Source organism: Stenotrophomonas sp. TD3 (genome assembly GCF_001939825.1).
In the GTDB taxonomy this organism is placed as follows: domain Bacteria; phylum Pseudomonadota; class Gammaproteobacteria; order Xanthomonadales; family Xanthomonadaceae; genus Stenotrophomonas.
Window position 1 is genome coordinate 98106 of record NZ_MOYM01000002.1, and the last position, 14005, is coordinate 112110.

At 68.0% G+C, this 14005-nt stretch carries 10 protein-coding genes; 6 read left to right on the forward strand and 4 right to left on the reverse strand.

The window, feature by feature from the left end; translation table 11 throughout:
- Window positions 1-146 precede the first annotated feature (146 nt).
- Complete coding sequence (locus tag BKE09_RS17330) at window positions 147-5054, forward strand: alpha-2-macroglobulin (protein WP_075676906.1); 4908 nt, start codon at window positions 147-149, stop codon at window positions 5052-5054.
- Between the two features lie 64 nt (window positions 5055-5118).
- Window positions 5119-7500 (forward strand): penicillin-binding protein 1C, encoded by a 2382-nt coding sequence (gene pbpC / locus BKE09_RS17335; RefSeq protein ID WP_075676908.1) that lies wholly within the window; start codon window positions 5119-5121, stop codon window positions 7498-7500.
- 84 nt (window positions 7501-7584) lie between these two features.
- Here pbpC and BKE09_RS17340 read toward each other — a convergent pair whose 3' ends face one another.
- Window positions 7585-8160: a ferritin-like domain-containing protein gene (locus BKE09_RS17340; protein ID WP_049443020.1), complete on the reverse strand. Its 576-nt coding sequence runs from the start codon at window positions 8158-8160 to the stop codon at window positions 7585-7587.
- Between the two features lie 29 nt (window positions 8161-8189).
- A complete protein-coding gene (locus BKE09_RS17345) occupies window positions 8190-8672 on the reverse strand; it encodes a peroxiredoxin (RefSeq protein ID WP_075676910.1) in 483 nt (160 codons plus the stop codon).
- A gap of 261 nt (window positions 8673-8933) precedes the next feature.
- Here BKE09_RS17345 and BKE09_RS17350 point away from each other — a divergent pair, with 261 nt between their 5' ends.
- Window positions 8934-9821, forward strand: a complete 888-nt coding sequence (locus BKE09_RS17350) for a DnaJ C-terminal domain-containing protein (protein ID WP_014038123.1) — start codon at window positions 8934-8936, stop codon at window positions 9819-9821.
- A 98-nt stretch (window positions 9822-9919) separates the two neighbouring features.
- Here BKE09_RS17350 and pilH read toward each other — a convergent pair whose 3' ends face one another.
- Window positions 9920-10291: a twitching motility response regulator PilH gene (pilH, locus tag BKE09_RS17355; RefSeq protein ID WP_005410644.1), complete on the reverse strand. Its 372-nt coding sequence runs from the start codon at window positions 10289-10291 to the stop codon at window positions 9920-9922.
- A gap of 88 nt (window positions 10292-10379) precedes the next feature.
- On the reverse strand, window positions 10380-11375 hold the full coding sequence (locus tag BKE09_RS17360) for a YhdH/YhfP family quinone oxidoreductase (RefSeq protein WP_075676912.1): 996 nt from the start codon (window positions 11373-11375) through the stop codon (window positions 10380-10382).
- A 153-nt stretch (window positions 11376-11528) separates the two neighbouring features.
- Here BKE09_RS17360 and hflK point away from each other — a divergent pair, with 153 nt between their 5' ends.
- The 3 genes from hflK (at window position 11529) to BKE09_RS17375 (ending at window position 13775) form a co-directional block, all read left to right on the forward strand.
- Complete coding sequence (gene hflK, locus BKE09_RS17365) at window positions 11529-12662, forward strand: FtsH protease activity modulator HflK (RefSeq protein ID WP_032127819.1); 1134 nt, start codon at window positions 11529-11531, stop codon at window positions 12660-12662.
- Window positions 12659-13522: a protease modulator HflC gene (locus tag BKE09_RS17370; RefSeq protein ID WP_010482785.1), complete on the forward strand. Its 864-nt coding sequence runs from the start codon at window positions 12659-12661 to the stop codon at window positions 13520-13522. Before hflK ends, BKE09_RS17370 begins: the two co-directional genes overlap by 4 nt.
- 67 nt (window positions 13523-13589) lie before the next feature.
- A complete protein-coding gene (locus BKE09_RS17375) occupies window positions 13590-13775 on the forward strand; it encodes a DUF2065 family protein (protein WP_075676914.1) in 186 nt (61 codons plus the stop codon).
- The last annotated feature ends 230 nt before the right edge of the window (window positions 13776-14005 follow it).

Genomic DNA, 14005 nt, shown 5'->3' on the forward strand with positions numbered 1-14005 from the left:
CGGCCGCTGGCCGGCAATTCCATTCAACCTGCCATGCCGGTTGCCGGCCAGCGGCCGGCACTACCCGTCCCGGGCAATTGCCGGATTCGCGTCAACACCTTGACGCGGCCTGCCTATAATGGCCGCCTCGATCAAGGAGTGACGACATGAGCGGTCCGGCACGGCGGAAGCGGTGGGGATGGGCGGCGGCGATACTGGCAGGAGGTCTGTTGCTGGGCCTGGCCGGCTGCCGCAACGACAGCGGGCAGCTGCCCAAGGCCAGTGGTGAAGCCATCACCACCAAGGCCGAGCAGGTGAAGGAGTTCACCCTGCTGCGCGCCTACCCGGACCAGAAGAATGACGGCCTGTCGCTGGCGCTGGAGTTCTCGCGCCCGCTGGTCGGCACCCAGGATTTCGACAAACTGGTGCGCTTCGAGGAGAAGGTCGGCACCGACGACAGCAGCTGGACGCTGTCCGATGACGGCCTGACCCTGCGTTACCCGTTCGTAGAGGCCGGCAAGGAGTTCAGCCTGGTGGTCTCGCCGGACCTGCTGGCCGCCGATGGCAGCCGCCTGGGCAAGGAGCTGAAGCAGAAGGTGTTCAGCGGCGAACTGAAGCCGGTGGTTGGTTTCGCGTCGCAGGGCAGCGTGCTGCCGGCCAAGGACAGCCGCGGCCTGCCCGTGGTCTCGGTGAACGTGCCGGAAGTCGACGTCGAATTCCTGCGCGTGCGCGAGAAGGACCTGCCGACCTTCTTCAGCCAGTACCAGCGCGGCGGCCGCCGTGGCAGCTGGGAACTGAGCAGCGACTACGAACGCAGCCCGATCAACAAGCTGGCCGAGCCGGTCTACGTCAACCGCTTCATCCTCGGCGGCAAGAAGAACGAGCGGGTGCTGACCTACCTGCCGACCCAGGACATCAAGGAACTGCAGGAGCCGGGCCTGTACTTCGCCCTGCTCAAGCGCACCGGTGACTACGAAGGCGAGTTCGATACCGCGTTCTTCTCGGTCAGCGACATCGGCCTGCATACCCGCGCCTACAAGGACAAGCTGTTCGTGCACACCGCCGGCCTCAAGGACGGTGCGCCGCTGAAGGGCATCGACCTGCGCGTGCTCGACGCCAAGGGCGAGGTGGTACTGAAGGGCAGCACCGACGGCAATGGCAACGCACTGCTGAACTACACCCTGGATGCCACCCACGTGCTGGTCGCCAGCAGTGGCAAGGACACCAGCTTCCTGCCGTTCAACCAGCCGGCGCTGGACCTGAGCGAATTCGCCGTGGCCGGCCGTGACAATGCCTGGTTCGACGTCTATGCCTGGTCCGGGCGCGACCTGTACCGGCCGGGCGAAACCGTGCGCCTGTCCGCGCTGCTGCGCGACAACGACGGCAAGCCGGTCAAGGCTCAGCCGGTGTTCCTGCGCCTGAAGCAGCCCGATGGCAAGACCTTCCGCGAGACCCGCCTGCAGCCGGGTGACCAGGGCTACATCAACTTCGAGCAGGTGATCCCCGCCGAGGCGCCGACCGGGCGCTGGCAGGTCGAGTTCCGCACCGACCCGGCCAGCAAGGAAGCGATCCAGGGCATGACCCTGCGCATCGAGGAGTTCCTGCCCGAGCGCATGAAGCTGGACCTGGACAGCGCGCAGAAGACGCTGAAGCCGGGTGAGGACCTGCGCCTGCAGGCCAATGGCGCCTATCTGTATGGCGCGCCGGCCGATGGCAACCGCTTCACCGCGCGCATGGCGGTGGCCGCCGAGCAGAAGCCGGTGGACGGCCTGCCGGGCTATTTCTTCGGTGACCCGACCCTGCAGCTGCCGCGCGAGGCCAAGGACGTGATCGATACCACGCTGCCGGCCAATGGCCAGCTGCGTGAGGACGTGGCGTTGCCGGAAGAGGCGGCCAAGGCCAAGGCACCGATCGCCGTGGTGCTGTCCGGCAGCCTGTATGAAACCGGTGGCCGCACTGTCACCCGTACCCTGAAGCGGGTGATGTGGCCGGCCAATGCGCTGGTCGGCGTGCGGCCGCTGTTCAACCCCGACGATGGTGCTGATTCCAATGGCAACGCACGCTTCGAACTGATGCGCGTGGATGCCGCCGGCACACCGCAACCGGCCAAGGGCCTGAAGATCACCCTGGTACGCGAACTGCGCGACTACCACTGGACCTTCAACGACAATCGCTGGGATTACGATTTCACCCGCCGTTTCGAGAACAAGGAAACCCGCACCGTCGATGCCGGCAGCAGCGCGGTCGCCTTTGATTTCCCGGTGGAGTGGGGCGAGTACCGGGTGGACGTGTTCGATCCGTCCACCGGCCTGACCAGCCGCTACCCGTTCCGCGCCGGCTGGAGCTGGGGCGATGACAACCGTGGCCTGGATGCACGCCCGGACAAGGTCAAGCTGGGCCTGGACAAGACCGGCTACAAGGCCGGTGACACCCTGGAGGTGACGGTGACCCCGCCGCACGCCGGCAAGGGCATCCTGATGGTCGAGACCGACCGCATGCTGTACGTGCAGGACATCGAGGCCAAGCCGGGCTCGACCTTCAAGATTCCGGTCACCGCCGACTGGGAACGCCACGACGTCTACATCACCGCGCTGGTGTTCCGTGGCGGCAGTGCGCCGAGCAAGATCACTCCGGCCCGTGCCGTGGGTGTGGTGCATGTGCCGATGGACCGCAAGGGCCGCACCGTGGCCGTCGGCCTGGTCGCGCCCAAGCAGATGCGCCCGGAGCAGGACCTGCCGGTAACGGTCAGCGCACCGCAGCTGGCGGGCAAGACCGCACACGTCACCGTGTCGGCGGTGGACGTGGGCATCCTCAACATCACCCGCTTCCCGGTGCCGGACGCCGGCGCGCACTTCTTCGCGCAGCGTCGTCTCGGCATTGATGCCTACGACATCTACAGCCGGGTGATCGAGAGCTTCGACGGTGGCGCGGGCAAGCTGAAGTTCGGCGGTGACATGGCCCTGCAGGCATTGCCGCAGGCCAAGCGCCCCACCGCGCGCGTGCAGACCGTGGACCTGTTCTCCGGCCCGGTGCAGCTCGATGCCAAGGGCAATGCCCGCATCCGCCTGAAGGTGCCGGACTTCAATGGCACCCTGCGCGTGTCGGCGCTGGTCTACAGCGATGACCAGTACGGCAAGCGCGACGTGGAAACCATTGTGCGCGCGCCGATCCTGGCCGAAGCCAGCATGCCGCGCGTGCTGGCCCCGGGCGACCGCAGCACGGTGACCCTGGACGTGCAGAACTTCACCGGCAAGCCGGGCCAGTTCAACGTGAAGGTGGAAAGCGAAGGCCCGTTGAATCTGGGCGAGGGCAGCCGCAGCGTGCAGTTGAATGCCGATGCCAAGACCACGCTGAGCTTCCCGCTGTCGGCGCGCGAGGGCCACAGCGTGGCCAAGGTGCGCGTGCGGGTGGATGGCAACGGCTTCAAGGCCGATCGCCGCTACGACCTGCCGGTGCGTGCGGCGTGGCCGCAGGTGCTGCGTTCGCAGGTGCGCACGCTCGATCCGCTGGCCGCGGTCAGCCTCGACAACAGCCTGACCGATGGCCTGATGTCCGAGTCGGTGAATGCCCGCCTGCTGGTCAGCCCGCTGCCGCCGATCCCGTTCGCCAGTGCGCTGCAGGGCGCGCTGAACTACCCGTACGGCTGTGCCGAGCAGACCACCAGCAAGGGCTACGCCGCGCTGATCCTGGACCAGGCGACATCGTCGATGCTCGGTGCCGACGGCCTGGATGCCAAGACCCGTCGCGAACGCATGGAAGGTGCGTTCGGTCGCCTGGCGTCGATGCAGGTGGCCAACGGCAACTTCTCGATGTGGGGTGACGACGGCTACGTGAACCCGTGGCTGACCCCGTACATCACCGAGTTCCTGCTCGATGCCAAGGACGCCGGTTTCGCGGTGCCGGACAACGTGCTGCAGAAGGCACTGAACCGGCTCAGCGAGGACCTGCTGTCCGGTGGCAACCAGTTCTACGGCCAGGACGACCGCGAGAAGCTGAAGTTCGCCAACCAGGCGTATTCGGGCTACGTGCTGGCCCGGGTCAACCGTGCGCCGCTGGGTACCCTGCGCACGCTGTACGACAACGAGCGCAGCAAGGCGGTCGGTGGCCTGTCGCTGGTCCATCTGGGCGTGGCGCTGTCGTTGCAGGGCGATGCCAAGCGTGGCCAGGCCGCGCTGGCGGCGGCCTTCGCCAAGTCCAGCAGCGAACGCCCGTCGTACTTCGGCGACTACGGCAGTGCGATCCGTGATGACGCGCTGATGATCGCGCTGACCCACGAAAACAAGCTGGCCAAGCCCGCGTGGGACGCGCGTGCGGTCGATCTCGGCCGTGGCCTGGATGCCCGCCGCAATGCCGGCTGGATGTGGCTGAGCACGCAGGAACAGGTGGCGATTGCCCGCCTCGGCAAGGCGCTCGCCGCCAACCAGAAGGCGCTGGTGGCCGGTGAGCTGGTGATTGGTGGCAACACCGAAGCCATCGGCGAGCGCAAGCTGTTCGGCCGCAACTTCAGCGCCAGCGAACTGGCCAGCGGCGTACGCTTCACCCCGCAGGGCCAGCCGCCGATGTTCGCCAGCATCGACGTGGCGGGCATCCCGCGCAGCGCACCGGCGCCGGACAACAGTGTGCTGGGTGTCGAACGCAGCTACTACGGCACCGATGGCAAGCCGTGGTCGCCGCGCCCGCTGAAGGAAGGCGAAGCACTGATCGTGCGCGTGACCGTAACCGCCGACACCACGATGCCCGATGCACTGCTGACCGACCTGCTGCCGGCCGGCCTGGAGATCGAGAACTTCAACCTGGGCGACGCCAAGCAGTGGGCCGACGTGGTGGTCGATGGCATCACCATCAGCGACCGCGGAGAAGCTGCCGATACCAAGCACGAGGAGTTCCGCGACGACCGCTACGTGGCCGCGCTGAAGCTCTCGCGTGGCAGCAAGGCCAACGTGTTCTACCTGGTGCGTGCGGTGACGCCGGGAACCTACTCGGTGCCGCCGCCGCTGGTGGAGGACATGTACCGGCCGCAGCTGCGTGGCGTCGGCCGCAGCAACCCGACCACGATCACGGTGGTGCAGCCGTGACCGCGCGGACGGGCCGCGACGGCGCGGCCCGTCCCGCTGGCAAGCTCCAATCCGGCACGCTGCAATGAGAAACACGACGACGACCCGGCTGGCGGCCCTGCGCCGCCGGCTGCGGCCGCTGTGGCCGTGGCTGCGCTGGGGCACGGCCGCCGCGCTGGCGCTGCTGCTGGTGCTGGATTTCGCCTTCCCGCCGCCGCTGCCGAAGCAGCGCGATACCAGCACCCTGGTGGTGGCTGCCGACGGCACGCCATTGCGCGCGTTTGCCGATGCCGAGGGCGTGTGGCGCTACCCGGCATCGATCGACAGTGTCTCGCCGCTGTACCTGCAGGCGCTGCTGACCTACGAAGACCGCTGGTTCTGGCGTCATCCGGGCATCAACCCGCTGGCGATCCTGCGTGCCAGCGGCCAGCTGCTGCGCGGCGGCCGCATTGTTTCCGGTGGCTCGACCCTGACCATGCAGGTCGCCCGCATCCTCGACCCGCATACGCGCACGCCCTGGGGAAAGCTCAAGCAGATGCTGCGCGCGGTGCAGCTGGAAGTGCACCTGAGCAAGCAGCAGATCCTGGCCCTGTATCTGGAGCGCGCGCCGTATGGCGGCACCATCGAGGGCGTGGAAGCGGCCAGCTGGGCCTATCTGGGCAAGCCGGCGGCGCAGCTGTCGCATGCCGAAGCCGCGTTGCTGGCGGTGCTGCCACAGGCGCCGAGCCGGCTGCGCCCGGACCGCCATCCGGAAGCCGCGCAGAAGGCGCGCGACAAGGTGCTGTCACGCATGGCCGAACTGGGCGCGTGGACGCCGGAGGAAGTGGAGGATGCGCGCATCGAGAACGTGGTGGCGCGCTCGCTGCGGCCGCCACTGCATGCCGCACTGCTGGCGCAGCGACTGCACTCGGCGTACCCCGGCCAGGCACGCATCCAGAGCAGCATCGACATCGGCCTGCAGCGCACGCTGGAAGAACGCGTGGCCAGCTATTTCTCGACGCTGCCCGAGCGCACCTCGGCCGCCTTGCTGGTGGTCGACAACCGGACCCTGCAGGCGCGTGCCTATGTCGGCACCTTGGCGTTCGGTGACCGCCAGCGGCTGGGCCACGTGGACATGGTGCAGGCCTGGCGTTCGCCGGGCTCCACGCTCAAGCCGTTCCTGTATGCAATGGCGCTGGACGATGGCCTGATCCATTCGGAAAGCCTGCTGGTTGATGCGCCGCAGAGTTTCGGCAGCTACCGCCCCGGCAACTTCGACATGGCCTTCAACGGGCCGATTGGCGCCTCCAGCGCATTGCGGCTGTCGCTCAACGTGCCCTCGGTGGACCTGCTGCAGCGGGTTGGGGCCGCGCGCTTTGCTGCGCGGCTTTCGCACTCCGGCATCCAGCTGCGCTTCCCACCGGGCAGCACGCCCAACCTGTCGCTGATCCTGGGTGGCACCGGTGCGCGCCTGGAGGACCTGGTCGGCGCCTTCGCCGCGCTCAACCGCAACGGCATTGCCGGCCGCGTGCGCTACACCGACGACGAGCCGATGATCGAGCGGCGCCTGGCCTCGCCGGGCGCTAGCTGGATCGTGCGCGAGATGCTGGAATCGAACCCGCGCCCGGGCTACAGCGTCGGCACCTTCGATGTCGGTGGCCGCCCGCGCGTGGCGTGGAAGACCGGCACCAGCTATGGCTATCGCGATGCGTGGGCGATCGGCAGTACCCGCCATTACACCGTGGGCGTGTGGGTGGGCCGGCCGGACGGCACGCCGTTGCCGGGCCAGTACGGCGCGGTCACCGCACTGCCGCTGATGTTCGAGGTGGTGGACAGCCTGCCGCGCCAGCGCGGCGATTCTGCGGCCGCACCGATGCCGGCCAGTGTCAGCCAGGAAGACATCTGCTGGCCCACCGGCGAACGCGCCGAGGGCCTGCCGGCGGCGCTGTGCCAACGTCGGATGTCGGCCTATCTGCTGGACGGCGCGGCGCCGCCGACCTTCCCCGAGCGCGAGGCGCGGCGCTGGCAGCCGGGGCGGCAGCGTTACCTAGCCGACGCGCGAACCGGTCTGCGTGTATCCGCTGATTGCCGTTTGCCGCATGAGGAAGTCGCGCGAGAGATCGCGCGCTGGCCGGCGTTGTTGTCCCCGTGGCTGCCCAAGGCCACGCGCGAGGCTTCGCAGTTGCCGGCGCTGTCACCGGACTGCCGCGACGATGGGCGCGAGGCCAGTGTCGCGCTGCATGTGGACGGCCTCAATGATGGCGCCACGCTGGCGCGTGCGCCGAATTCGGAGCATGGCGTGCGCCTGCAACTGCGCGCGCTGGGCAGCGAGCAGGCAGTGGACTGGTTGCTGGACGGACGCTGGATCGCGCAGACCCACGGCGCGCAGCTGATGCAGCGCGAATTCGCCGAGCCGGGCGCACACACCCTTACCGCGCTGGCGGCAGATGGCGCGTGGACGCAGGTGCAGTTCAATGTCCTCCGCTAGCGCCAGGCCCTTGTAGAGTCGAGCCATGCTCGACTGCTTCTCCCGAGTCGAGCATGGCTCGATTCTACAGGGAGCGTTACAAGCCTATTCCCCGATCCACCCGTCCAGCAGGTCGGCGAACTCGTCGGCGTGTTCCTCTTCCTGCGCCAGGATCTCTTCAAGGATGCGCTTGGTGGTGGTATCACGGTCGCCGATGAAGTTGATCATCTCGCGGTAGCTGTCGATGGCAATCCGTTCGGCCACCAGGTTCTCGCGGACCATGTCGCGCAGGTCGCTGCCTTCCTTGTATTCGGCATGCGAGCGCGCGGTCAGCGTATCCGGGTTGAGGTCGGGCTCGCCGCCAAGCTGGACGATGCGCTCGGCCAGCTTGCCGGCGTGCGCCTGCTCCTGCTGTGCATGCTCGAGGAACTCGGCCTTGACCGCGTCGGCCAGCATGCCCTTGGCCATGAAGTAATGCCGGTAGTAGCGCAGCACGCATACGTACTCGGTGGCCAGTGCATCGTTGAGCAGCTTGATCACCACCTTGCGGTCGGCGCTGTAGCTGTCGGTGATAGCACCGTCTTCGATGTTGCGCCGGGCGCGTTCGCGCAGGGTCTTGCGGTCGCTGATGCCGGGAACCCTGGCGGCGGGCTTTGCGGCTTTGGCTGGCTTGCTGGACATGGCTGGCCGTTTCCTCTTGCGGTGGGGAATCAGGTAGGCAGGTGCTCCAGCACGTACTCGGCCGAAGACACCTCGAACTGGCCCGGCTGCTCGATCCAGGCCGCACGCACCACGCCATCGACCACGTACAGCGCGAAGCGCCGCGAGCGGATGCCCATGCCCGAGGTGCTGGCGTCGAGCTCCAGGCCGAGCGCGCGGGTCAGTTCGGCATTGCCGTCGGACAGCATCAGCAGGCCGTCGGGCACGCTCTGGTCGGCAGCCCAGGCCTTCATCACGAACGGGTCGTTGACGGCCATGCAGTAGACGTCGATACCGCGCTGGCGGAACGCCTGGAACTTCTCGACGTAGCCGGGCAGGTGGCGCGCCGAACAGGTCGGGGTGAACGCGCCGGGCACGGCGAACAGCACCACCTTGCGCGCGTCGAACAGCGAATGCGTATCGAGCGTTTCGATGCCCTCGCGGATGCGCTTGAGGGTCACTTCCGGAATGCGGTCGCCGACATGGATGGTCATGGGGAACTCCTTGCTGGGGCAGGCTAGTGGGCCGGATGGGACAGGGGCGTCAAGACATTGGAAAACCCGTGTGCAGGCCCCATCTTCAGGCTTTGCGGCGGGGGCTTCCAGCCACAGCCTGGGGCATCGGGATGGCAGCCGCATTGCGCAGGATCAGTCGGCCTCACCGGGGCCGCACGAGGGGCGGCGTAGCATCGCCGGCGCGTAGAATGAACCCGGGGCGGCGCCACCGGCGCGGCCGAAGCAGATCGAGGTAGCTGGATGGAATTCAAGGATTACTACGCCACCCTGGGGGTGGAACCGAGCGCGGGCGAGGCGGAGATCAAGACCGCCTACCGCCGGCTGGCACGCAAGTACCACCCGGACGTCAGCAAGGAGGCCGGGGCGGAAGACAAGTTCAAGGCGGTCAACGAGGCCTACGAGGCACTGCGCGATCCGGAAAAGCGCGCGGCCTACGACCAGCTGCGCGCGCAGGGCTATCGCCCGGGCGAGGAGTTCAACGTGCCACCGAACTACGGTGGCGCCGGTGGTTTCAATTTCGAGGAAGTGTTCGGCGGTGGTGGACCCAACGGCGGCTTCAGCGACTTCTTCGAAAGCCTGTTCGCGCGCCAGCGTGGCGGTGGCGGTCCGGGCCCGGGCTTCAGCAGCCAGGGCCACGCACCCAACCGCGACACCCGCGCCAAGCTGTCGGTACCGCTGGAAGCGGCCTACAGCGGCGACAGCCTGCGCATTACCGTCAACGGCAAGCAGCTGGACGTGCGCGTGCCCAAGGGCATCCGTCCGGGCCAGGTGATCCGCCTGGCCGGGCAGGGCAACCATGGCGGCAACCTGCTGCTGGAAGTCGAGTACGCCGCCCACCCGCAGTTCGAGGTCGATGGCCGCAACATCCTCTATACGTTGCCGGTGACGCCGTGGCAGGCCGCGCTGGGCACCAGCCTGAGCGTCCCGACGCTGGGTGGCACGGTGGAGCTGAAGATTCCCGCCGACTCCGATGCCGGCCGCAAGCTGCGCCTGCGTGGCCGTGGCCTGCCGGGCAGCCCGGACGGCGACCAGATCGTCGAGATCGAGATCGTGGCCCCGGCTGCGACCGACGAGGCGCAGAAGAAGGCGTACCGGAATCTGGCCAAGGCGTTTGGCGAGTCAATCTGAGCACGCCTTGCGGTAGTGCCGGCCGCTGGCCGGCAATTTCATGACCCGGAACGGTGATGCGTGGTTGCCGGCCAGCGGCCGGCACTACCGCGCGCATCTCAGCCCTGCCCGGCGAACACCCGCTCCAGCACCTCGGACAGCTCGTCTTCCGAGAACGGCTTGGTGATGTAGGCCTTGGCGCCCTGGCGCATGCCCCACATGCGGTCGGTGTCCTGGTCCTTGGTGGTCACCAGGATCACCGGGATATGCCGGGTCGCCTCGTCGCGGGCGAGGGTACGGGTGGCCTGGAAGCCGTTGAGGTTGGGCATCACCACGTCCATCAGGACCAGGTCGGGCAGCTCGGCCTTGGCGGTTTCGACCCCGGCGGCGCCATCGGTCGCGGTCAGGATCTGGTGCCCGAGCTTCTCGACGATGCGCTGTATCCCCAACAGCTGCGACGGTGAGTCGTCGACGATCAGAATGCGTGCCATGTTGTTCCCCATGTAATGCCCGCAGTGTAGTGCGGGCTCATTACCGGCGGGAGGGGGGCATCTGCCGTCCGTCGCCTGCCTGCGACGTTCAGTCGATCCGCACCACGGTGCGGCCGAGCGATCCACCCGCCAGCATCCGCTCGAACACTGCCGGCAGGCCATCAAGGCCAACCTCGGCGGTGCAGATGCGGTCCAGGTGCTGCGGCTTCCACTCAGTGCCCAGGCGCGACCACACTTCTTCGCGCAGCTGGCGCGGTGCATTGGCCGAAGACACTCCGAGCAGCGACACACCACGCAGGATGAACGGCATCACCGTCATGTCCAGCGTCGGGCTGGCCGCCAGGCCTGCGCTGACCACGCTGCCGTAGGGCACGGTCTGCGCCAGCAGGCTGGCGAGCATGGCGCCGCCGGCATTGTCGAGGCCCCCGCCGAAGCGCGCCGACTGCAGCGGGCCGGTGTCGGCCAGCGCCTCGCGCGGCAGCACCTCGCTGGCACCGATGGTGCGCAGGAAGCCGGTCTGGTCCGGCTTGCCACTGACCGCGTGCACGGCGTAGCCGGCACGGCTGAAGATCGACAGCGCCAGTGCGCCGACACCCCCACTGGCGCCGGTGACCGCCAGCGGGCCGAGCTCCGGGGTCTGCCGGTTGTCCTGCATGCGCAGCAGGGCCAGCGCGGCCGTGAAGCCGGCGGTGCCCAGCACCATCGCCTCGCGCGGGCTCAGCCCGGCCGGCTGGGCAATCACCGCACGCGACTCCAGCCGCACATACTGGCTGTAACCGCCGTCACGGGTCTCGCTGAGGCCACAGCCGGTGGCCAGCACCGCGTCGCCTTCACGCCAGTCCGGGTCGGTGCTGGCGACCACGGTGCCGGCCACGTCGATGCCACCCACCAGCGGGAAGCGGCGCAGGATCTTCCCTTTGCCGGTGCCGGCCAGGGCGTCCTTGTAGTTGACCGAGGACCAGTGGGCGCGGATCAGCACCTGTCCAGGGTTGAGGTCGTCCACCCTGAGCTGGGCCAGGCCGCTGCGGTAGCCGGCGTCGTCGTTTTCGATGCGGAAGGCGGTGAACGGGGTGGTGGGGGCCATCGGCGTTGCCTGACTTCGAGGAAAACGCCACCTTACCCCGTCGCCCCCCTTTCGATCCTGCCGATCCGCCCCATCTTGTATGATCGGTAATGGTTTCACGGCTGGCGCCGCGGGAAGGGCCCGCGCCGCAGCCCACATCTTGATGGAGCGTGCATGGCCTGGAATACACCCGGCGGCAACAAGGGCGGACAAGGCCCCGAGGACAATCGACGCGGGCCGTTCGGGTCGCGCGGCGGTGGCAATGGTGGTGGCTGGGGCGGACTGCCCGGGCCGCTGAAGGACCTGTTCGACGGCGGCATCATGCGTTGGGTGGTGGCAGCCGTGGTGCTGCTGGTGCTGTTCTCCAGCTTCCAGCTGATCGGCGAACAGCAGCGTGGCGTGGTGCTGCGCTTCGGCCAGTTCTCGCGCATCCTGCAGCCCGGCCCGAACTTCAAGCTGCCGTGGCCGATTGAATCGGTCACCAAGGTCAACGCCACCGAGATCAAGACCTTCTCGATCCAGGTGCCGGTGCTGACCCGCGACGAGAACATCGTCAACGTCTCGCTGAACGTCCAGTACCGCATCGACGACCCGCAGCAGTACCTGTTCGGCACGGTTGATGCCAACCAGGTGCTGGAGCAGTCGGCGCAGAGTGCGGTGCGCGAGGAAGTCGGCCGCGCCGACCTCAACGCGGTGCTGAACAACCGTGGCCCGCTGGCCGTGGCCGCCGAGGAGCGCCTGCAGGCGCTGCTGAAGGCGTTCAAGACCGGCCTGACCGTGACCGGTCTGACCCTGCAGGACGCCCGTCCGCCGGAGGAAGTGAAGCCGGCCTTCGACGAGGTCAACGGTGCGCAGCAGGTCAAGGAACGCCTGATCAACGAAGCCCAGGCCTACGCCGCCAAGGTCGTGCCGGAAGCCCGAGGCCAGGCCTCGCGCGCCCGTACCACCGCCGAAGGCTACAAGCAGGCTGTGGTCTCCAAGGCCGAGGGTGACGCGCAGCGCTTCAGCCTGTTGCAGGCCCAGTACAAGGACGCCCCGGAAGTGACCCGCAAGCGCCTGTGGCTGGAGACCGTGCAGCAGGTGCTGAGCGAGAACCGCAAGGTGATCGGTGGCGATGGCCGCCAGCTGATCTACGTGCCGATGACCGGCGACACCCGTCCCACCACCTCGGCCCCGGCCGCAGTGGCGAACCCGGACGTGGTGATGCCGTCGCTGCCGGGTGCAGCGGTGGAAGCTTCCCGTGATCCGGGCCGGCCGGTGGGCCGCCCGACCGGGCGACCGAGCGGCCGTGAGGAGGGCAGCCGATGAAGAGTCCTATCTGGATCGCCGTGATCGTGGCGGTGGTGCTGGGCCTGCTCGGCTCGGTGTACGTGGTCCGTGAGGACCAGACCGCCATGGTGCTGAACCTGGGCAAGGTGGTGCGTTCGGACATCAAGCCGGGCCTGCACTTCAAGGTGCCGGTGGTGGAAACGGTGAAGGTCTTCGACCGCCGCTTCCAGGTGCTCGACACCGCGCCGGCGCGCTACTTCACCGCCGAGCAGAAGGACGTCAGCGTCGACTTCTTCGCCATCGGCTACATCTCCAACGTGGGTGACTACTTCCGTGCCACCGGCGGCGATCCGCGCATCGCCAACGCCCGCCTGGCACCGATCATCACCGACTCGCTGCGCAACCAGATCAACTCGCGCACCCTGCAGCAGCTGGTCTCCGGCGACCGCAGCGAGCTGATCGCCGAGCAGCTGAAGGGGATCAACGAAGCGGTGGCTGGCCTCGGCATGCAGATGATCGACCTGCGCATCAAGCAGGTGGACCTGCCGACCGACAGCCAGGTGATCAACGACGTGTACGAGCGCATGCGCGCCCAGCGCAAGCAGGAAGCCGCCAAGCTGCGTGCGGAGGGCGAGGAGCAGTCGCTGACCATCCGTGCCCAGGCCGACCGTGACAGCACCGTGCTGATCGCCGAGGCCGAGCGTGATGCACAGCGCCTGCGTGGTGAAGGCGATGCCGATGCGGCCCGCATCTACGGCAAGGCCGGCTCTGCCGACCCGTCGTTCTATGCGTTCTACCGCAGCCTGGAGGCCTACCGAGGCTCCATGACCGACGGCAACGGCGTGATCGTGCTCGACAAGAACGACCCGTTCCTGCAGTACCTGAAGAACGACCGCTGAGGTCGCAGGGCAGTACCCCACGGGGCCCGGCCAGTTGCCGGGCCCCGTGCTTTTTCCGGAGTTCCCCATGAAAGATCTGTTCGCCGCCGTCTGCCTGGTCGCGGTGCTGGAAGGCCTGTTCCTGTTCGTCGCGCCGCTCGCCTGGAAGCGCATGGCCGAACGCCTGCTGGACCTGCCCAGCCCGGCCCTGCGCAGCTTCGGCGGACTGGTGCTGCTGGCCGGCCTGAGCCTGCTGTGGTGGGTGCGCCACTAGAAGGGTAGTGCCGGCCGCTGGCCGGCAACCCGGGATTGCCGGCCAGCGGCCGGCACTACCGGGCGGGGCGGCTGACCGGCCGGTGAAGCCGTCCGTCGGAAAGGTGGCAGCGGACCCCGGAAACCCGGATAATGCACAAAAGCCGGACGGGCCTCCCCGTTCGGCTTTTTCCGTGTCTGGGCCTTCCATCGCCGGCCGCTCCCCGTTTGGAGCCGCCTTGCAGGTGCTGG